Origin of the sequence: Paenibacillus sp. YPG26, from assembly GCF_023704175.1 — a bacterium.
In the GTDB taxonomy this organism is placed as follows: Bacteria; Bacillota; Bacilli; order Paenibacillales; family Paenibacillaceae; genus Fontibacillus.
The window spans coordinates 269,948-291,851 of record NZ_CP084530.1 but is presented as its reverse complement, the minus strand read 5'-3'; the positions used below and the strand labels follow the sequence as shown (position 1 = coordinate 291,851).

Below are 21,904 nucleotides of genomic sequence, written 5' to 3'. Positions count from 1 at the left end.
AGGGCCTACTCCTTTATATTTCCGGAAATTCGGATATGTCTGGCACCCGAAGTGCCGAGTATAGTAGCGATTAGCACTGAACCTGTCATCATCAATGGGCTAAGCAGATACACGGTCAGTGGATTGATCGTAAAATGGAACGCTGACGCTCCAAAGGAAGAGATCACCGCGCCGGCAAGCTTCTCCCCAACCGTGTTGGCCAGAAGCGTGCCGAGCACGATCCCGGCCATTAGAACGAACACGGAACGCGCTGCATACTGCGTCCTGATATCTGAGCTGGTGAAGCCGAACGCTTTCATAACCGCGATAGAATATCTGTCCTTGGCGACAAGCATCTTCATGAATAGGAGTGTGACAAGTGCCGTAATCAGCAGCGCGGCGATCAGCGCGGACTTCGCGGCTTTTCCGACCGAGCTAATAGCTGACCCAAAGGTCTGGGCGATATATTCATCAAGATCCGAGACCTTTGCCGCCTCGAACCTGTCCGCATACTCCGCAACCTTGCTGCCGATCAGAGAAGGCTCTGCAAGCTTGGCATAGATCACGTAGCCCATGACGTCTGCCGATGTATCCGTGAATACAGCCTTTGCGGTTCGGCCGCCGTTGGTAATGTCGGGGTAAACTCCGCTTACCTTAAGATTGTGGCTGCCCCCTCGGATGACTAGGGTAATGACATCGCCCACCTTCTTACCCAGCTCCTTGGCATTCATGGCTGACAGCGCAATTTCATTCACCGCGGCGGGCGCTCGCCCCTCGGAGTATCTCACGGGGAAGAGCGAGTGATCGCCGAGCTCAATGCTCAACCTTTCTCCCCTTCCGCTCTCCAACTTCGCTTGAAATTTCCTGTTCGTAAGGACAGCAGACCTTGAGATAGCAGGGTCACTGTTCATCACTTGTGTAATTTCAGCTGCCTTCGTGGAGATGCCGTCTGTCTGCTGAAGATCTATGCGCATGTCGGCGTTAGCCACACCCATGTATTCGATGAAATCTCTTGAAGAAATTGTGTGGTACAAATTCTGCGGTACCAGCAGGATAAATGAAGAGATGATCAACACGGACAGCATGGTAAGATACAGCTTCCTCCTGGCAAGAACATCTCTTACACCGAGAAAAATATTCGTGTTAAGCAGCCTGCTGCCGCTCAGATTCATACGCTTTGTGCCCAAAGCCTGTTCCTGTGAAATGCCAAAGCGGATCGCTTCCGCTGGTGATATTCCCCGTAATCGTCTAAGCACTCTGCTGACAAAGACCATGATGGCAAGGAAGACAAGCAAGGCGCCGATAATTCCCAAGGCTGTCGCCACAGAAGAATGCTCACTTTCACCCATGTACAGCCGTATATTCTCCAGAAGCGTTCCCTTAAGCAGGATTGAGAGCGCAAAGCCAAGCAGGCTGCCTCCCGCCGCAATGGCCGCATATTTGGCAAGGTAAATCCTCCTAATATCAGATCCACGCAGCCCTATAGCCTTCATCACTCCGAGTTCACGGTAATCCTCTTCGATTCTTGCCAAGAGCGTGAAGCGGATGCACAGCAGGGCGATGAGAACGACAAGCGCACCAATCAGCAGGATTACTCCAATCATGATTCCGTCGGAGATGGCATTGATCATTTTGAAGAGCGGATAGGTCATTGTTGGTCCGTTCGCTTCAAGCCCCGCGGAGGCATAAGCGGCTTCGAAGGCGCCGAGCGCCGATAGATCCTTGAGTCTGAACTCGATCAGATACTCGGTATGGCCGAGTTCTGTGATGTCCGCGAAATCCTGTCTGCTGACAAGGAACCTCTTGGAAGAGGAGAGCGAGGAATTCATCTGGGAATCCCGGAGAAATCCCGCAACAGTGAATGCCTTCCCGCCTATAAGGGCCCTGTCGCCAACCTTCGTGGTACCGTCCTTCATATAACTTAGCGGGACATACAGCTCTCCATCGGATGCATGAATGACTTTTCCGTCCAGATCGAGAAGATAGTCAAATTGTCCGCTCTGAGTGCTGAGTCCATGATCCTGGACACTGTTCACAAGCGTACGGTCGCCTAATCTGATCTGAGCACCGTCCATATTGAGGAATTCGAGGACCTGGAACTGATCAACATGACTGCTCCGCTTCGCGAATTCAGCAAGCCGGGCTGTATTTAGGTCTCCTGTATGCATCTGCATGAAATGCGGTGTTCTCGCTTTTGTCATAAGCGTATCTATTGCGCCGGCAAGATTTACAGTGAGAATCACGGCCAGAGCAACCAGCATAGCCGCGGCAGCCACAAAGGTTATGGTTATCCCTGTGATCAGCTTGCTCTTGACTATATCGTTGCGGATGATTCTGAGGTACATAACATAAGTCGCCTCCTTATTCGAGCTTCGCGACCGATTTCAATCGGCGCAGAAGGACCGAGGTTACGCACAGCAGCAGTCCGGCGATGATAATGAGAAATCCGGTTCCCCTGCCGCCGCCTGTGCCGATAATCCTGCCCACACTGTCTGCAAGCGCTCCGCCTTCAACTAATAATGGAGTGAACACATAGTCGGCCAACACTCCGGAAAGTGCGTAAGCCGCGACGAATCCAAGCTGTGATAGAACTCCGACCAATGCCCACGCCCGGCCCTGAACAGCCTGATCAAGGTTGGTGCGTACCAAGTAATCCAGACTCATATTGGCGAATGGCAGCATGGCAAAAAAGAAGAATCCAGAAATACCGACCATAATCAGGTTCTCACGCAGTCCGAATCCCGCCATACCTATACCGATACCGAACAGCGAAATAGAGAGAATTCTCACAAAGTTCCTCTTGATGGGAATGAACCCTATTACCGCGCTGGACACAAGCATTCCTGAAGCGATGACGGTAACAATCGTACCTGCCAAAGAGCTGGTCGTGAAGCTAAGCAGCATGGGTATCGAGAGCGTCTCAATAAATCCGAGGAAAAAAGTCAGCACCGAGGTGATGAGCACCAGTACAAGCACACCCCGATTTCCCGAGACTGCGTTCCAGCCCTCCCTGAATTCACGGATGAACGATGAGGTCTGCTCGCGGGTCTTGGAAGCCAGACCGCTGCGTACGGCAAGAGTCGTCAATACGGTGATAATAACTGTAGCAATGTCTATAACAAGCAGCAGCTTGATATCCGCCCAAGTGAGCAGTAAGCCCGCAATGACGGGAGATATCAGGAACTTGGCCGAGCCTGCTACTTGTACAAGGCCGCTTGCCTTCGTGTACTCCTCTTCCGTAAGCAAATCCGTCACCGTAGCTTTGTATGCGGGCTCAAGCAGTGACGAGAACACCGAGCTAATGGTGACCCCCACACAGATCTGCCATAACATAGCTTCTCCGCTCAGCATGCATACGAGGATGAATACGAGTCCGAGTGCCGAAAGACTATCGCCCAGAACCATGAGAAGCCTGCGGTCATAACGGTCTGCCAGCACACCTGCAAATGCGCTCAAGAGAAGCGATGGGCTAAATGCAAGCAAAGTCACAAGCGCCATAGCCGAGGCCATGCCCGTCTGCTGGAATACATAAACCCCAAGTCCGAATGAAGTAAGCCCGCTTCCTATCGCCGACACCAATTGTCCCGACCACAACAGAAGAAACCTCCTGAAGGATTTATCCGGCTTACTCATGGCCCTCTTCATCACCTCCGCCAAACATCCGCACAACCTCCATAAGACTTCCCCTCTGGGCACCGAGCAACCTTTCAACATTGCATATAAAAGCCCCTATTCGCGAAGTGCGCTCCTCGCCTGTCATCGGCACCATATCTCCATCAAAAATAGTATTCGCATAGATCACGATCATCTCCATGGATTCATACGGATACGGGGTGCTGAATAGTCCCTGCCCGGTACCTTCGCGGATAATTCCTGCCAGGATCGGCGTAACGCCATTAATGATGCTCTTCTGGATCTTCTGGTGCATAAGCGCGTTCTGTGGCTTATGAATGTGCTCCATAATTTCCTTACTGCTGCTCCCGCCGCCAAGATTCAGTGCCATCACAGCGCGAATCAGACGCTCGATGACAGGGATGCTTGTATCCAGAGCAATTTCCCGGGCCGCTGTAAGAATGCGGATATTATACCGCTCAATCAGCGCATCCATAATATCCTCCTTCGATTTGAAGTGGTGATACAACGTCCCCCGGGCAATACCGACCTTTTCAAGAAGGTCATTGGTACTCGTGCTGTCAAAGCCCTTCTTACCAAACAGCTCATCCGCCGCATCCAGAATTTCATTCCTGCGCTCTTCCGCTTCTTTTTTAACTCTCATAATGTATCAACTCCTTTCTATACCGACCGACTGCCTGTCGGTTATATGGTAACATGGAAATATTGGAAGTCAAGAGGGGTGGATTTTCATTTTTTTCGAATAGTTGGCTAGTCCGTATACCCCTACTGTTGGAACTGTTGTTGTCATATCTAATGAACAGAAAATTATTGGGACAGTATGGGTTGTGGATTATATCAAAAAAGGCTGCCTAAACAGCACTTGTCTGTCCAAGCAGCATATGATTTGTTGGCGATAATTCACTCTTATCCCTGGAGGTTTATCTACCTTCCACCAGGAACTTCTCCACCCGGCCCTTAATTTCATCGCGAACCTTCCGGAACTGTGCCATGATCTCTTCTTCGGTCCCTGTAGCTTTGGCCGGGTCGTCGAATCCCCAGTGCCACTTCGTTACACTCGGATTAGCGATAACAGGACAATGCTCATCGGCATGGCCGCACAGCGTAATTACATAGTCGGCACGATTTAGAAGCTCAGGATCAATTACGTTAGACGTATTGCTGCTGATATCTACGCCTGCTTCCTTCATAACCTGTACAGCCCGCGGGTTCAATCCATGAGCTTCAAGTCCCGCGCTATGAACTTCATAACGTTCGCTGCCAAGCCTGCTCAAGAAGCCGTCAGCAATCTGACTCCGACAGGAGTTCCCTGTGCACAGAAAATATACTAGTTTTTTATCCATGATCATCATACCCTCTCTTCATCTTAGTTATCTATGAAATTAACCGCAGCCATACATACAGCCCGGTTAATGCAACGAATAAGGTTGGCACGGTCAGAATAAGTCCGACTTTGAGGTAATAACCCCACGTGATTTTCACGCCCTTGCCGGACAACACGTGAAGCCATAACAAGGTCGCCAAGGACCCGATCGGCGTGATTTTGGGCCCAAGATCTGAACCGATCACATTCGCATAAATAAGAGCTTCCCGAATCGCACCTTCTGTGTGCGTTCCCTTGATTGCGAGAGCATCGATCATCACCGTAGGCATATTGTTCATGATAGATGACAGCACTGCTGCCAGGAAGCCCATCCCGATCGTTGACGCATACAGCCCCTGCTCAGCAATCCACTCAATCAAGTTCCCCAGTTGATCCGTTAACCCCACATTGCGCAATCCGTATACTACGACATACATGCCAATCGAAAAGACCACCACATTCCAAGGCGCGCCCTGGATCACGGTCTTTAAATTCACTGCCTTACTTGAACCAGCCGCTGATATAAAGGCTATCGCAGCAATTCCGGCGAAGAGCGAAACGGGCAGCGCTACGAATTCACTTAGAAAGTAAGCAGCTAAGAGCACCCCTAGAATGACCCAGGCGAATCGAAACATACGCAAGTCTTTAATCGCTTCCCGGGGCTTTTTCAGCTGTTCAACCTGGTAATGTCTTGGAATACTCTTACGGAATAATAGATAGAGTACCAGAATACTAGCAGCTAACGAGAATAGATTGGGAACGAACATATGGACCGTATACTCCATAAATCCAATGTCAAAATAGTCTGCCGACACGATATTGACCAGATTGCTAATCACGAAAGGCAGCGAGGTTGTATCCGCGATAAATCCGCATGCCATAATGAAAGGCAGGACCATCCGGGTATCAAATTTAAGCGCCCGAACCATGGCCAGCACAATCGGTGTCAGAATCAAGGCCGCCCCATCATTGGCAAATAAGGCAGACACCACCGCGCCTAAAAGGATGACGTAGATGAACATGCTAATCCCATTTCCCTTAGCCGCCCGCGCCATGTGCAGTGCCGCCCACTCAAAGAACCCGATCTCCTCCAGAATAAGTGAGATCAGGATAATGGCAACGAAGGTCAAGGTGGCATTCCAGACGATCATCGTGACATCCGCCACATCCCCGAGTGTAACTACCCCGCATATCAAGGCCACCACGGCCCCGCCAAGCGCCGACCATCCAATGTTCAGCCCTCTGGGCTGCCAAATAACAAACACAAGGGTAATCAGAAATATTAGAACTGCAGCATAAACCATATGAACCTCCTGTTGTTATCATCAGATACAGCAGTCATTGTCTTCACAATTTGCCTGCTGAATCATCCCCTTCTGGGAAGGGACATGCCTTAGAATTTCACGGATAAAAGGCTTATCTTCGATATCCAGTGAATAGTATACCCACTGGCCTCTCTTCGCCTCTTTGACCAACCCGCCGTTCTTCAATTTCCGCATATGCTGGCTGATGTTGGGCTGGCTTGTCTTAAGGAAATCAACGATCTCACATACGCAAAGCTCTTTTTCATAAAGTAAAGCCATAATCGTCAGTCTGGTCTTATCTCCAAGCAGCTTCAGGATGTCGGCCATCCTTTCAATCTCCATGGTCATTGCTATTTCTCCTCTCTTAAGCAGGCAGGAGTCTGTTGTTCCTTGATAAATATATAATGATCCACTTATATAATCAATCGATTATTTAATGCCCATTCCTTTATTTTGATCGCGGCAAAAGAAAAAGGATAGAAGGATCAGAATATCTGATCTTATCTATCCTTATTACCATTTAATCTAGAGGACGCTTAAGGCGTCTTCAGCTTCTGTCCCTTCGAGGAGATCACCAGCATCCCGATGCTAATCACAAATAGAATGATGGCTATAAATTGAGACGTGGACAGCGCGCCCACATTGCCGCGAATGAGATCCCCCCTATAAAACTCGAGAACGAATCTCCCAGCGCTATATAACAACAGGTACAATGCGGCGACTTGTCCATGAACTTTCTTCTTTCTAGCAAAGAGCACTAATACGAAGAAGAGAAGAAAATCAAGGCCGCTTGCAATCAATTGGGTAGGAATCAATGCGACGCCGCCCGGGGCAAAAGAGTCCTCTGGAAAAACAACCCCATACCAGCTCGATGTCTCCAGACCATAACAGCAGCCCGCGAGAAAGCATCCGATTCGTCCAAATCCTTGCGCGAGCGCAACCGATGGAATGATCAGATCGAAATACTGCATGAAAGGAAGCTTAGTCCTGCGGCAGTATAAATATCCTGCCAGGATTCCCCCGATAATACCTCCATATACGACAAAACCATCTGCGAAGTTTAGCAATAACGATGGATCTTGAATGATGCTGTTAATTTGAGTCAACCAGTACAACAGCTTGGCACCAAATATTCCACCCATCAGGCACCAGATAGTCAGCGATGATATATGATCGCCCTCGAGCTGATGACGCTTGGCCCGGTATACAGCGACGGAATAAGCTGCAAGGATACCCAGCGCAATCATCAATCCATAACCGTGAATCGTGAGCGGACCAATGGTTAACAAGTCATTATGCACACGTTCTACCCCTTCCTATATCCTCATTGTGTAAAAGCGAAAGTGTCCTCATTGGCGCCAAGCAGCAGAGAGACGAGCCTTGATGCCTGAGCGAAAATGTGAGAGGCATTGGCACTGCATGCCAGGCGGTTCCGTTCCTCCTGGGTCAACCCGAACAGGCCATAGACCAATACAATGGCAGACTGACGGCTGTTATCGGTGCTCATCAATCCCCTCTCTACACCTTCATCTATATAAAGTGTAACTGGGTGGATGGCTCCACTTAACATTTTCCCCGACAAGGCTCGAAAGACGTCCACATCATGCTGCGTACCGCGCACTTGATCACGCCCGCGAATTAACCCCAGCCAATGCGAAAAAACAAGCTGATACCGCTGCTCAAAGGGAATTTCTGCGTTTTGCAAAATATCCGATATTCCCTTAACGAACTGGTCTGTGTACCTATTCATCGCTGCCTCAAAGATCTCCTCCTTCGACTTGAAATGGTGATAAAACATCCCGAAAGAGCCACCTACCGCGGTGTAAATGTCCTTGACCGACGTATGGACATAGCCCTTCTCCAGGAATAGCTTGATCGCAACGCCCAGTAATTCCTCTTTTCTTTCCTCGGGTTGTTTAACGACTCTTGTCACCGGGAACCCCCCTTAACAGAGCAACGCTCTGTCCATATTCTGCGGGATTAATATATTGCCTGTCAATCAATATTTTCCAAATCAACCAATCGATGTAGAAAGTATAGGGCCTTCACCTGAAGCTTGATCGTTCTGTTCAGATAAGCATGGATATTGTCCGCGAGCTGTATTGTACGCTGGGTGTCCTCTAAGTCCAGGCTTGCAATGGACTGCTTCAAGCTTATAGTGTCATTGGAATAGAGAGCGCTTTGCAGCGTCTGGATCAGTCCAATTTTAAAAAGATGGGCTTCACCATAAAGTCGGTATCTGTTCTCAGGGTTCCGATCTGTTGTGAGCAGACCACATTCCTCCCAGTACCGGATTGCCGATTTGGGAGCCCCTGTCCGTCTGGAAGCCTCATGAATGCTGAATTGCTGGTTCAAGTCGTAAGCTTGGCCCCCTTCAGAATACAATCTCAACTCCCCTATCAGCTGGTCCAGCTTCTCTTTCTCCTGGTGAAACTTAACCTCCCTGTCCCTAACGATCCACAGTGCTTCACCCAGCTCATTTCGCCTGAGGCAGTGCATCACCCCGCCCGTTATTTCGATACCGAACGCAGCCGCCATGGCATGAATACATGCCAGGTAAGCCTCGTGCCGCTCTGTGTAGATCCGGTATCCACCTGCCGACCGTTCCGCGGGGGGAAGCAGCCCCTTTGCTTCGTAGTTACGCAAGGTGCTGGCGCTTAACCCGTATTTCTCTGCTAATTCTTTTGACCGGAAGCTCATGTGATCCCACCCTTAGAAGAAGTACGTGAACATTCAATCCAATGCCAAAAACATTCAACTCGATGTAATGTTATCCGCTATCTTCCCTTGATACACCTCAATAATATTCGATTAACCCTTCCATTTGCCTCCATGTTATATGATGGAGACAGTCCAATTCAAGGAGGAATATATATGACACAGAAACCCCTATTTCATCAAGGCATGACCATCCAGGAAATCGGCGAAGCAGGTAACGCGTATATCCAATCAGTATGGAAGACTTTATATGATTCGATGCTTGATGAGCTGACGGCAGCTTTTCGTGAAATCGAGGATGCCGCCTATGGGCACTATCTGGATCAGCTTATGCCCCCGCTATTCGATGCCCTTGATGATGCCGGATTCGAAGCGGCAGAGCCGCCTCAGGAGCAAGACTTCATAATCGGGAAAAATCTACTCTTCCGCAACTCACTTGAAAAATGGGGTGCTGAGGATAATAGATCGAGAATATTCTGGAATGTAATCCGCATCAAAAGTACTCAGCAGCCCATTGGAACTTTAATAACGGAGCTGCCTCATTCCCATCTGAAGTTTGATATTCCGTCGGCACCTGTGCTTTATTCGCTGAATGAGTGTGAGAAGGTACATCTCGTGCAAGGGATTCAGCGGATCAAGGGTTCATCCTGAATTCAGCTCTGATCAGTTATGCGGAATGCCGCAGACAAACTCTCCCGGAGGCTGTCCGTACCCCAGCCTTTATCCTAACCCGGCTGCAGTTGCAGGCAGTTCTACTTTTCTATCCTGAAGCAGCATGCTTAAGTTCCATTATCTTAAGCTGCTGCTTCGATTTCATAGTGGGCAAGCGCTTCTTCTCTTCGGGGACAAATTATTGCCTCGGATGGGCATAATAGATTCATTGACTGTGAAAGGGAAGGAGCTGCAAGAACAAGACGATGGAGCATTCCTATGTAATTTTGCCTGAGGAGCCAGCGCCCCAGGGTATAGAGCATTGTGAAAGCTGTGAATTATCCAAGCAGCGGAGCCGTGTCATTTGGGGTGAAGGGAATCCGGCTGCCCCGTTGATGTTGATTCTGGACAATCCCGGAGCCCGGGAGGACCGGGAAGGGAACTCTTTTTTATGCGGGACCCGGGAGACCCTCCAACTCGGCTTGCGGGAAGCCGGAATTGAAGTACATGATGTGTATGTCACCTATTTGCTGAAATGCAGGCCTCTCCGTGCTTACCATAAACCCGAGGCTAGAGCGGCGTGTCTCCCGCATTTAAATTCTCAGATTTCTCAGAAGGAGCCACTGGTATTGTTCGGATTTGGCAATGTTGTAGCGGAAGCACTGCTCCCAGGCCGGGAAGGTGTCAGTGTCAAGGAATTACGGGGCAGCTGGCAGGAGTTCCAGGCTACACCCATTGGCTTCACCTATCATCCGCTTGCAGTAAGGAGACGACCTAATCTACTTCGGTTCTTTGTGGAAGACTTGATAAGTCTGAAGAAGAAATGGGAGAAACTTGAAGAAAAAAGCAGATTAAGCTGATCATTTTGCAGAGAGGTAATGAATCATTTAAAATGATTTTATACCACAATTTACCAACCCCTAGCAGGAGGTTCTAATGCGGATAAATGAGCTTGATATGCTTTTTAAGAAGTCCACACTGCCGTTCAGGTATTCAGTCGAAGAGGCGGATAGAAGACTTAGAGATAAATACAATGTTATCGAGATTGATAAGGAAGTCGTAGCCGATTTGATGAAAGACCCCCTTGTTAACTATGACCACATTACTAAATGCTATAGGGTAAATGATAGTAATGTGCTGTCCACTCTCTTTAATGATAGCGACCGGAGTATGCATGCCGAGCTTCGACAGTTGAATGCTGATAAGTCCATTTCTAAATCCGGAATTACGGAATCGGAGTTGTTCTGGAGAGATATTCAAGAGGGAAGGCTCCTTCAACTAGTACTCGAAAGTGCGGATGGAGAGCATGTTTCTTCATTTACTTTACAAGGCATAAGCGAAAAGCTATTACACGAGTTAATCATACTTAAGGGTATTCCGCCAGAGAAAGGTTACATAGGGAACAAGTCATATGAAGCTTATTTAGGCGTTCTGCACAAGAACGGTTTGATCTGAATCGGCACTGAATGTTAGCCCGCCTGCATAATGAGAAAGGGAGGGGATGAGCGGCTGCCGCTCATCCTCTCCCGATATAATAGCTTGTTAGAACGAAAAATCCTCCGCAAATAAATCCAGCTCTTCTTGCCCTCCATCATGTACAGCCGCTGACGAATCCGTAGGCTTCGTACCTTCTGGAAGAACGCTCGGAAGCATCCCCGCCAGTGATTCTAGCGTCATCTGAGGTTCTGATGCTGCATGCTCCAGAAGCTGCAGGAAGTTCTCGGCCATACGGATGATCGTCTCCTCCGGGAACAATCGGCTGCGATATTCGAAGACAAGCTCAAGCCGCCCGCCGCGTTCCACGGCTTCCAGCACAAGATCCAGCTTCGCCCCGGTGAAGCGATAATCCAGCGTCTCCCATAACATATCGCCGCTCTGTGCCGGCGGAGTGTCCATATTCTGCATCACGAACATTGTATCGAACAGCGGATGACGGGTCGGGTCCCAAGTAATCTGTCCCCGTTCATCCAGCAGCCCGATCAGTTCTTCCGTCGTCAGCCCCGCATGATCGAATGCCTGAAGCATGCTTTCCTTCACTTCCTTCAACCAATCGGCAAAAGCAAGCGCTACTTGCGGCCGGTTCCGAACAGCGAACGTCTGAAGCAGCAGACCGGATGTTCTTGCCAAATCCGGGTGCGAACGCCCTGCCGTTGGCACGCCAGTAACGACATCTGCTGTTCCATTCCAATGTCCAAGCAGTGCTTGGTAAGCGGCGAACAACACCATGGATAGGGTCGCACCAGAGTCTTGCGCCAAGCGTTCCACCGCACCCAGACGCTCTCCGGTTATGCTGAAGCGATACCGCCCGGCTTCCGTTCTCGCAGACGGATCAGCCAGCTCTTCGCGTCCTCTCCTTGTCGGCCAAGCAAGTACCGGAACGGCTTCTTCGAACTGCTGCAGCCAATAAGCACGCTGGCGCTCCCGTTCCTGAGCCGTCAGTGAATGAGCAAGCCACTCACTGTAATCAGTAATCTGAGCCTGCACAGGCGGCAGCGTGCGGTCTTCATAGAGATCGATCAGCTCCGACATCAGCAGTGCAACCGATGTTCCGTCAGAGACAGCATGGTGAATATCGAACAGGAGCAGATAACGCTCCTCCCCCCGAGGAACAAGGCATGCCCGGAACAGCGGGCCTTCTGCCGTATTGAACGGCTTCAGCCAACGCAGCACAGCATCCACCTCGTTCCCGGTCGTATCGCTACCGAAGAAGTCCGAAGGCGCAATGACTTCAAAAGGTGCTTCAATGCGGTCACGGACAACCTGCGCGATTGTTCCCTCCACCTGTACGAATGTGAGGCGAAGCGCCTCATGGCGTTCGATCAGCTTATCAAGCGAAGCTCTCAGCTTGTCCGCATCCAGTCTGCCCGTAAGTGCAAGTACTGTCGGGATATGGTAGACCAGTGAGCCAGGCGTACGGGCCTCATCCATCAGCATTTGGATCTGTGCCGGCATTGCCGGATAATATGGCTTCGATCCAGCTCGCGGAATTGGCGCGGTGGCAGCCTCCAGACTACCTGACTGAATATGGGCAGCCAGCTCGCGGATGGTCGGGTACACGAACATATCCTTCAGCGGCAGACGAACAGCGAAGTGCTGCTGGATCGCCGCGGTTAGCGCAGCCGCCTTCAAAGAATGACCGCCGAGCTCGAAGAAGTTGTCATTGGTGCCTACCTTGTCACAGCCGAGCAGCTCGGCCCACAGATCAGCCAGCTTCACTTCCGTCTCCGTTGTCGGCGCGGCATATGCCGTTCCGGTTGACAGCTCGCTCTCCGGCTCTGGGAGCGACTTGCGGTCCGCTTTGCCACTGGCTGTCAGCGGCATGGCTTCAAGCTGCACGAATGCCTCCGGGATCATATACGTTGGCAGCCTGTCTCCACAGTGCTTCCGCAGTTCAACCGCCGGACAATCCCGGTCCGCTACGATGTAGCCGATCAGGCGCTGCCCGCCTCGGCCATCCTCCCGCACCGCTGCGACCGCTTCGGATACCGCATCGTGCAGCAGCAGTGTTCGTTCGATCTCTCCAAGCTCAATCCGGTAACCCCGAATTTTCACCTGATCATCGATCCGGCCCAGGTATTGAAGCTGGCCGTCCGCCATCCATCTTGCCAAGTCACCCGTCCGGTACATCACTTCACCCGGCTTATAAGGGTGCGGCACGAATTTCTCCGCCGTCAGATCCGGACAGTTCACATATCCCGCCGCCAACTGCACACCCGCGATGCAGAGCTCGCCCGGCACGCCAATCGGCAACGGTTGTCCGCCATCACTGATGACATACAGCGATGTGTTGTCAATCGGGCGGCCAATCGGGACAAAGTCCAGCTCGCTCTCCGCTTCGCATTCGTGGACGGTGACGTCTACCGTTGCCTCAGTCGGGCCATACAGGTTGATAAGCTTCACATCAGTAAGACCCAACGGACGAAGCAGCGCGTAGAAGCGGTCAACATGCGACCGGTGCAGTGCCTCCCCGCTCGCGAACACGTGCTTCAGTGTTCCGAGACGCTCCCGAAGCAGCTCCTGCGGCTCCTGCTGCGCGGCTTCCAGGAACGCTGCCAGCATCGACGGCACAAAGTGCATCGTCGTTACCTTATGCTTCGCGATCGCTTCGGCTATCGCTCCCGGATCCTTCTCCGCATCCGGCTCCAGGAACGCCGCGCTGGCTCCTGCCAGCGCCCACCAGAACAGCTCCCATACGGATACGTCGAAGCTGTATGGGGTCTTTTGCAGGATGACGTCCTCCTTCCCGAGCGGATACGCCTTCTGCATCCAGTTCAGCCGGTTGATCACCGACCGATGGCGGATCATAACGCCCTTTGGACGTCCTGTTGAACCGGACGTGTACAGGATATAGGCTAGTCCCTCCGGCTTCGCCAAGCCTGCGGGAATATCGGCAGCTGCGCCGATATTCTTGGCGGACGAACCCGCATCGTCCAGATCCAGCAACCGTGCCTCCGGTGCCGCTTGCTCCGCCGCGGACAGCCACTGCCGCTGCGTGCAGACGATGCGAAGGCCGCAGTCGTCCGCCATGTAGCGCAGCCGCTCCGCCGGGAACGCTGGTGGCAGCGGCACATACGCGCCGCCTGCCTTCAGAATGCCGAGCATCCCGGCGAGCATGGCCGATGAACGCTCGGCCATCAGGCCCACGGGCTCCTCCGGCGCGAGTCCGCTGTCCAGCAGCGTCCGCGCAATCCGGCTCGCCCGAGCGTCCAGCTCGCGGTAGGTCAGCGACTCGCCGTCCCCGAACACCGCCGCGATCCTCTCCGGCGTTCGCTCCGCCTGCTGGCGGAACATGTCCGGCAGCGTCAGCTCAGCCGGGAACGCCGCCTCCGTCGCGTTGAACTGCTCCGTCACGACCTGGCGCTCCGCCTCGGACATCAGGTCGATGTCCGCCAGCTTCACACCCGAATCGCGAAGGATGCTGTCCACAATCGCAAGGAACGCATCTATCCAGCGCTCCATCGTATCCGGCCGATAGATGGCCGCTGCATACTGCACCGTCAATGTCAGCCCATCCGCTTCCTCCAGTGCCGACAAGCCGATGTCAAATTGGGTCACGCCAAAATCGAAGGAAACAGGAGTGGCGCTTAGATTAGCCGACGACAATCCTCCGTGAGCCATGTTCAGCATCGAGAACATCGCGTCAAATAGCGGGCTGCGGCTCGTATCCCGGGCTAGTCCCAGTCGATCCACAAGCTCCTCGAACGGTGCATCCTGCCGATCAAGCGCCTGCAGCACCTCTTCCTTCACAGATGCGAGCAGCTGTACGAACGTATGCTCAGGCTCTGCCGATAACCGCATCGGCAGTGGATTGACGAACACACCCACCATCCGCTCCGTCTCGGGAAGCATGCGGCCTGCAACCGGCGTCCCGATCACGACATCGGTCTGCCGGGACAGCCTCATCAGCCAGGCCGCATATGCCGCAAGCAGCACCATGAACGGTGTTGCCCCAGCCTGCTGGGCAAGCCTTGTGATCCCGTCGGCTTGTTCCCTGCCCAGCTTGATGACAAGCTGGGCTCCTTCCTGGCTTTTGACAGCGGGTCTTGTACGATCGACCGGCAGTTCCAGCTTCGGAACCGCGCCTTCGAACCGCCGCAGCCAGCCGCGGAGCGGCTCCTCATAACGGCCGGACGCCTGCTCAGCCCGCTGCCATACCGCATAATCCTTATATTGCAGTTTCAGCGGAGGCAGCTTCACTCCCTCATACAGTGCCAGGAAGTCATCCAGCAGCACATTCACAGACACGCCATCCGCAACAATGTGATGAATGTCGAACACAAGTGTCTGCTCACCGTCCGGCGTTATGATCAGCCCTGCGCGGAACAACGGCCCACGTTCAAGATCAAAGGGCCGAACGAAGCCGCGAATCGCTCTCTGCAGCTGCTCATCACCAGAGGCCGCTTGTTCCTCAAGATGAACAACCGCCTCCATGTTAATCCGTTGGCACGGCTCGCCGTCCTGCAGCACAAAGCAGGTCCGCAGCGCTTCGTGCCGCTCCGCAAGCTGCCGGAACGCCAGGCGCAGCCGGTTCCGGTCAAGGGCTCCATGAAGCCGCAGCACCGCCGGGATGTTATACGCCGTGCTTGCCGGATCAAATTGCTGCAAGAAATACATACGCCGCTGGGCCGAGGATACCCCGTACAACTCGGCTTGAGGTGCCGCCTTAATCATAGCGGCCTCTTCAGGACTAGCCTGCGTACGCGGTCCAGCCACCAGCTTCGCCATCTGCTTCAACTGCGCATGCTCGAACAGGTCGACCAAGGAGACCCGAATACCGAATGTCCGCACAAAATGCGATACGAGCGATGCAGCCTGCAGCGAGTTGCCTCCGCAATCGAAGAAATGGTCGCTGCGGCCGTACGGCCCTCCGCTGAGCAGCAGTTCCCACAGCTCGGCAACCGCGGCTTCCGTCTCGTTGGCCGGAGGCTCGTATGGAAGCTTCGTGACGCCACCCGCATCTGAGCCTTCCCTATCTCCGCTCGGCATCGACACTATAGCCGAAGCATCGGCGTAGCGCAGCGGCAGCACGTACGACTGATGCAGAAGCAGCGCCTCATTCTCATACGGCACTACCCAATCGTATGGCTGTTCGCTGAACGGGCTGTCGCTATCCGCAGTGTTACTTGGGAGACTAACAGCGGTACCTGCGACGGTGGACATTGCAGCTTCCGTAGCCGTAACGGCAGCCGCAGCCGAGTGCTCCAGCGTGGCCACCGCCGCTCCCGGCGCAGGTCCTCCGTTCGCAGCCGCCGTTTCACTATAAGCCTCATCTGAGCCAAGCCGTACACCTTCAAGGAAGTCAATATGCGCCGGGACATCAGGCACACTGGACAGTACGATATGGCAAGAAGCCGCAATTCCGTCTCCTGAAGCCGCAGCTTCAATCCCTTCTCCGCCAGTTGCCCGGATTCCGATCGGATTCCAGCCTGCTTCTGTTAAGAAGCGTTCGAACGGCTTGTTCTTGGCGGTTCGCCGGAAGGCAGCGCGAAGCTCGGTGCAGCCGTTCTCCAGTGCGATCCGCTTCAGTCCTGCCGATACCGCCTGCTCAACCCCCCGGCCCAGCACGCGGCAGCTTAGCAGGAACTGACTGAGCACAAGCGCTTCCCCCTGCACCTCCGCAGCCACGAGGCCGATCCGGCCGTACTCGCCATAACGGTCAGCCGCCTCAACAATCCATACATGCGAGCCTTCCGCTTGCAGGAAGCCACGAATATCCGCTTCCGTCCGCCGGATGCCGTTCAGGTTGAACTGGTTCGTCCGCACCGTCAGCTGCGCCGCCCGCTCCGTCTCTTCCAGCGCAAGTGGACGCATGCCGACTTTCAGCTCCAGACTCTGCAGGTAGTTCTCCAGCGTCTCGCCTGCGTTAGCCGCCGATTGCCGCTTACGCTCCGCATCGTAGCCAGTTGCACGCATCCGGTCTTCCTCGGTTACGCGCAGCCGGTCCCAAGCCCACACATGCTCCAGGAACGCCGGGATCTCGTGTTCTTGTGGAAGCTTAAGCGTCAGCACCTCCGGGCATACGGACATCGTTGCCAAGCACTCGGCCGCATTGTCATCGATGAACATGAAGCTGTCTAGTCCCAGGTTCAGCTCCTCCGCCAGCTCGCGGATGTTCACGGGTTTAGACTGCCAGTTGACCCGCCATGCAGAGAAATGCTCCTTGCGAAGCACCATATCCGGATGCTGCTCGAACACCTCCCACAGATCAGCCTCATTGTTCTTGCTGCACAGCGCCAGCAAATGCCCTTCGCTTCGCTTCCGCAGCAGCAGCTGCTGGAATGCGGCGAATGGCGGGGATACCACAAGCCCCGCTACGCCGTCTTCCCCGACTACCCCGCGCCACAGCGTGTGGTCGGCATCAACGACAATAACCTTGAATGGATGGCCTTGCCACCCGATCAATGCCCGGGCAATCTCCGTTCCCACGGCCGCAAAATACGGCTCCGTATACGGAATCCTCCCCACTTCGAACGCCACCGGATCTTCAATCTCCCGCACCCGGTAGCGTACAGCTGTATCTTCTACATCCAGCAGGTGCACGGTCGGCGCCGCCGCGGCAAGCGTGCGCAGCCGGCTGTGCCAGGCCTCGGCTGCCTCCGGTGAGATACCGCGAAGCGGGCCGTTCCGGTCAAAAGGCATGACCGCTACGAGCTGCGGCCCTTGACCGGACCGGCTGCCAAGCAGGGTGAACAGCCGCTCGAAGTCATCCTCCAGGCGTACCAGCCCAGCCTCCGCCTCTATACCTGCCGCAAGCCAGTCTTCTGGACGGACAAGCACAACGCTCGCGCCGCCGGCTGGCCACTGCTCCGGATCGGCATCGGTCATCAACTGCTGGAAGACCTGATTATACGGCGCAAAACTCACATCTGGCGCAAAGCCAAACGAGGCGAGCCAATCCCGCAGCGGCTTGGCAACCGGTTCTGCCGTGAACGTTGACGCGACGCGAACTGCCAGATGACGCTTTGGAGCGGAAGCTGCCCCGTCGTTCAATCGGCGTCTGCGTTCCAGCTCATCCGCCTCCTCGGGCTCGAACAGCTCGAAGTGGTCAACCGCCGTACCAGTACCTGAATCCGCAAGCGCCGCAAGGCGGCAATAATGCTCCGCCATCCGGGCAATGGTCGCCTCCTGGAACAGCGCCGAGTCGTACTCAATCACGCCGCGCAGGGTACCATCGGCTCCGGGGAACAGATCCATTTTGACATCCAGTGCGGAGGAGTCCCGCTCAAGCGGATATTCGGCAAATGTCAGGCCGCCCGCTTCGAAACGCTCACTGCCCGCAGCGTGATTGTGATACACGAGCATCGTGTCGTACAGCGGGTTGCGCGACCGGTTCGCGACCGCGTTCAGAGCCGCTGCCATCTCATCGTACGGGAATCCGCCATGGGTATAGGCTTCGGTCGTCCTCCGGCCGACTTCTTCCAATAGTTCGGCAAATGTCATCCCGGCCCGCGCGCGGATGCGCACCGGCAGGAAATTGATGAACAATCCAATCGTACGCCGGAATTCCGCCTGCTCCCTTCCGTTCACAAGCGAGCCGACGATCAGGTCATCCTGACCGGTATACCGGCTCAGCAGCAGGGTATAGAGTGAGAACAGCACGGTGTGCAGCGATTGATGCTGTCTTTTGGCCAAATCCCGAAGCGACTCCACCGTCTCCGCCCCCACTGTGAAACGATACATCCTTCCCTGCATGGTTCTCGTCTTCGGACGGGAATAGTCGAGCGGCAGGCGAAGCTGTGGAAGCGTACCTGTCAGCACTTCCCCCAGCCAGTAGTCCCGCTGCTTCAGCAGCGCGGGAGATTCTGCTTGTTCCCGCTGCCAGCTTACATACTCGCGGTAATCCGCCGTGCTCGAAGGAAGGGCAAGACCGCCATACAAAGCAGTCAGCTCCTGAAGCAGCAGAGCGAGAGAAGCTCCGTCCGCAATAAGATGATGCGTATCCAGCAGCAGCAGATGCCGATCCCCGGACGCCGAGACGACTCCAACCCGGAATAACGGAAGCTGCGACACGTCGAACGGCCGGACAAAGGCCGCTGCACTGCCGGCCCAATCGGATTCGGATACCGCCTGTTGCTGCTCCACCTCCGCAACCGCCAGCGGATGTATCAGCTGCACCGGTTCACCGGCGTCCGACCATCCGAATGTGGTACGCAGGCTCTCATGCCTCTCGGATAGCCGGACAAAAGCAGCCCGAAGCCGCTCCACGTCCAGCGGACCGTCTATGGCATAAGCCATTGGCATATTGAAATGAAGATCGGCTTCCGCTTGCTGGCTCGCCAGATAGATACGGAGCTGGGACCGCGATAATGGGTGCTCAATCCAATCAGCCTGGTCCGCTCCCGCCTGTCCGCTCCCCTCGTGGGATGCGGCCACCGCACTATTAGCATCAGTGCCGACTGAAGCCGTATCCAGCACGGCCTCAGCCGCCAGAAGGCTCTCATCCAGATGAGCGGACAGCGTCTCGATTGTCGGATATGCAAGCAGCCCGGCAACATTGACTTCCCTGCTTAGCCGCCGGGAGAGCTGCTCGGCAATCTGCAGCGCCAGAATCGAGTCGCCGCCCAGCTCGTAGTAATGCTCTTGTACGCCGATCTCCGCGAAGCCCAGCACGCGTCCCCAGACTTCAGCGACTATGCGCTCGGTATCCGAGTAACCGCCGTCGCTCGAGGAACGGCCGGTCAGGCGTATGAAGTCCTGCTCCGGCTGCTCCGCTGCGGTTTGGGCAGAATAGGCGGATACAGAGGCGTCCGCCCATCCGTCCGGCAAGCGGTAGTCCTCATCCCCTGCCGGCTCTGCCACCCAGCAGCGGGTCCGCTCGAACGGATACGTGGGAAGATGGACTTTTCGGCAGTCTGATTCCTGATACAGCGGCGTCCAATCCCAGCTTCCGCCAGACACGTAAGCCCGGCACAGATCCCCGGGTGACAGCCCCTTAAGCTCATCTTCCGTATATCCCGCCGCTCCCGGCTCGTCAGCCCGCCCGGTCCAAACGTCAGAAGAGACGCTTCGGCAAGCGTACCCGCTTTCGCCAGATGCTTGTGCTGCGGCTAGAACCTCAGCGAGCGAGCGGAGCTTGCCTGCCAGTTCGCCTACGGAATCCGCCGTGAGCGCGGCGCGATAGTCGTAATGTCCTCTGCCCGTATTCGCCGTATAGCAAATATCGCGCAGCCGAATACGACCGGGTCCCTCCTCCTCCAGGAACAGAGCATACCGCTCTACCAGACGCTGCAGAGCCGCCCCGCTCTTCGCGGACAGCGCCAGCACCCGCAGCGCGTCTCTGTCCGTACCTTCGGGCTCCGCTTCATACAGAGCTTCAGCTCCCGGTGCCTCCTCCAGCACCGCGTGCACATTTGTCCCGCTCATACCGAACGAGCTGATCCCCGCCCGGCGCGGATTGCCGTTCTCCTGGTGCCATTCCCGCGGCAGGTCGTTGACGTACACCGGAGAGTCAACGAACGGAATCGCCTGATTCGGCTCGCGGAAATGCAGCATCGGAGGAATTGTGCCGTGATGAAGTGTCAACGCTGTCTTGATCAGACCCACAATACCCGCCGCTGTATCCAGGTGGCCAAAGTTCGTCTTGATGGAGCCAACCGCGCAGAACTGTCTCCGATCCGTGTAATGGCGGAAAGCCTGCGTTATGCCGGCAATCTCAATCGGGTCGCCCAGGCGGGTCCCGGTGCCGTGAGCTTCGATATAACCGATCGTCCCCGGCTCAACTGCGGCATCCCGCCAAGCCTGCATAATGACTTCTTCCTGCGCCAGCACGTTCGGCGCCGTAATGCCGACAGATGCACCGTCCTGGTTCACCGCGCTGCCTTTGATCACCGCATAGATCGCATCCCGGTCGCGCAGCGCCCGGCCGAGCGGCTTGAGCAGCACCGCTCCCGCACCTTCCCCGCCGCCAGTGCCGTCCGATGAGTTATCGAATGTCCGTGCGCGGGAGTCCGAGGATTCAATGCCGATCCGAATGCCCATATCGACGGGAAGCAGGTACGTTTTGACGCCGCCGACCAGCGCCATCTCGCACTCGCCGCTGCGCAGCGCCTGCACTGCAAGGTGAAGCGCAAGCAGTGAAGACGAGCATGCGGTATCTACCGTCATAGCCGGCCCTTTGAGGTCGAGCAGATAGGACAGTCTACCCGCAACGATTGACGACAGGTTGCCCGGAATAGCCGTTGACAGCGCAGCCGGGTCCCTCTCCGCGATCAACCGCTTGTAATCGTGGAACGCATCTCCGTTATAGCCGACATACACGCCGGTTCGGCTGCCGGAGAGCTTGCGCCCGCCGTAACCCGCATCCTCGATGGCGCTCCATGCCGTCTCCAGCCACAGACGCTGATTCGGGCTCATCAGAGCCGCCTCTTTGGGCGAGAGTCGGAAAAAGCGGTGATCGAACCGGTCAATCCCCTCCAAATAAGCGCCATCGTAGTACGAAACCTTGCCCTTAGGCAGCTTCGTGCCGGCGAGCATCGACTCCACATCGCCACGACGCGATTCGGGGAACGGGCCGACCGCGTCGCAGGACGACATCAGCTGCTCCCAAAATTGCCTTACATCCTCCGCATTCGGCAGATGGGCCGCCATACCGATAATGGCGATATCCCGGCCGGAGGTCTCCTCCATGACGCCTGAAGGCTCCGCAGTCCCAGCTGACTCCACAGCCGCATCCTCAAGCTCGAACGGCATTTCATCCTCTTCCCACCAAGCTTTTTGTTGCAATCGGAACCCTCCTCGTTCTAGCTATATTCTACTC

At 54.7% G+C, this 21,904-nt stretch carries 13 protein-coding genes; 3 read left to right on the top strand and 10 right to left on the bottom strand.

Annotated features, from left to right (window positions below):
• Window positions 1-5: 5 nt before the first annotated feature.
• The 9 genes from LDO05_RS01390 to LDO05_RS01350 all read right to left on the bottom strand — a co-directional run bounded on the left by LDO05_RS01390 (window position 6) and on the right by LDO05_RS01350 (window position 8,979).
• The gene (locus tag LDO05_RS01390; RefSeq protein ID WP_251377113.1) at window positions 6-2,324 is read right to left on the bottom strand and encodes an ABC transporter permease; all 2,319 of its coding nucleotides are present in this window, start codon (window positions 2,322-2,324) and stop codon (window positions 6-8) included.
• A 16-nt stretch (window positions 2,325-2,340) separates the two neighbouring features.
• Window positions 2,341-3,612, bottom strand: coding sequence for an MFS transporter (locus tag LDO05_RS01385; protein WP_251377112.1), 1,272 nt, complete (start codon window positions 3,610-3,612; stop codon window positions 2,341-2,343).
• Window positions 3,605-4,255: a TetR/AcrR family transcriptional regulator gene (locus tag LDO05_RS01380; RefSeq protein ID WP_251377111.1), complete on the bottom strand. Its 651-nt coding sequence runs from the start codon at window positions 4,253-4,255 to the stop codon at window positions 3,605-3,607. The genes LDO05_RS01385 and LDO05_RS01380 overlap by 8 nt, the downstream gene beginning before the upstream one ends.
• 277 nt (window positions 4,256-4,532) lie before the next feature.
• Window positions 4,533-4,955, bottom strand: coding sequence for an arsenate reductase (thioredoxin) (gene arsC / locus LDO05_RS01375; RefSeq protein WP_251377110.1), 423 nt, complete (start codon window positions 4,953-4,955; stop codon window positions 4,533-4,535).
• A gap of 31 nt (window positions 4,956-4,986) precedes the next feature.
• Window positions 4,987-6,279 (bottom strand): arsenic transporter, encoded by a 1,293-nt coding sequence (locus LDO05_RS01370; protein ID WP_251377109.1) that lies wholly within the window; start codon window positions 6,277-6,279, stop codon window positions 4,987-4,989.
• Between the two features lie 21 nt (window positions 6,280-6,300).
• Window positions 6,301-6,627: an ArsR/SmtB family transcription factor gene (locus LDO05_RS01365; RefSeq protein WP_481857008.1), complete on the bottom strand. Its 327-nt coding sequence runs from the start codon at window positions 6,625-6,627 to the stop codon at window positions 6,301-6,303.
• Window positions 6,628-6,815: 188 nt separating this feature from the next.
• A complete protein-coding gene (locus LDO05_RS01360; protein WP_251377108.1) occupies window positions 6,816-7,580 on the bottom strand; it encodes a prolipoprotein diacylglyceryl transferase in 765 nt (254 codons plus the stop codon).
• 23 nt (window positions 7,581-7,603) lie between these two features.
• A complete protein-coding gene (locus LDO05_RS01355) occupies window positions 7,604-8,212 on the bottom strand; it encodes a TetR/AcrR family transcriptional regulator (RefSeq protein WP_251377107.1) in 609 nt (202 codons plus the stop codon).
• Between the two features lie 62 nt (window positions 8,213-8,274).
• A complete protein-coding gene (locus LDO05_RS01350; protein WP_251377106.1) occupies window positions 8,275-8,979 on the bottom strand; it encodes a MerR family transcriptional regulator in 705 nt (234 codons plus the stop codon).
• 174 nt (window positions 8,980-9,153) lie between these two features.
• Between LDO05_RS01350 and LDO05_RS01345 the strand changes: the two genes are divergently transcribed.
• From LDO05_RS01345 to LDO05_RS01335, 3 genes are all read left to right on the top strand, one after another.
• Window positions 9,154-9,648 carry a DUF6022 family protein gene (locus LDO05_RS01345; RefSeq protein ID WP_251377105.1) on the top strand — a complete coding sequence of 165 codons (495 nt, stop codon included), beginning with the start codon at window positions 9,154-9,156 and terminating at the stop codon, window positions 9,646-9,648.
• Between the two features lie 266 nt (window positions 9,649-9,914).
• Complete coding sequence (locus LDO05_RS01340; RefSeq protein WP_251377104.1) at window positions 9,915-10,508, top strand: uracil-DNA glycosylase; 594 nt, start codon at window positions 9,915-9,917, stop codon at window positions 10,506-10,508.
• 76 nt (window positions 10,509-10,584) lie between these two features.
• On the top strand, window positions 10,585-11,103 hold the full coding sequence (locus tag LDO05_RS01335; RefSeq protein WP_251377103.1) for a hypothetical protein: 519 nt from the start codon (window positions 10,585-10,587) through the stop codon (window positions 11,101-11,103).
• Between the two features lie 87 nt (window positions 11,104-11,190).
• Here LDO05_RS01335 and LDO05_RS01330 read toward each other — a convergent pair whose 3' ends face one another.
• Window positions 11,191-21,870, bottom strand: a complete 10,680-nt coding sequence (locus LDO05_RS01330) for a non-ribosomal peptide synthetase (RefSeq protein WP_251377102.1) — start codon at window positions 21,868-21,870, stop codon at window positions 11,191-11,193.
• Window positions 21,871-21,904: the final 34 nt, after the last annotated feature.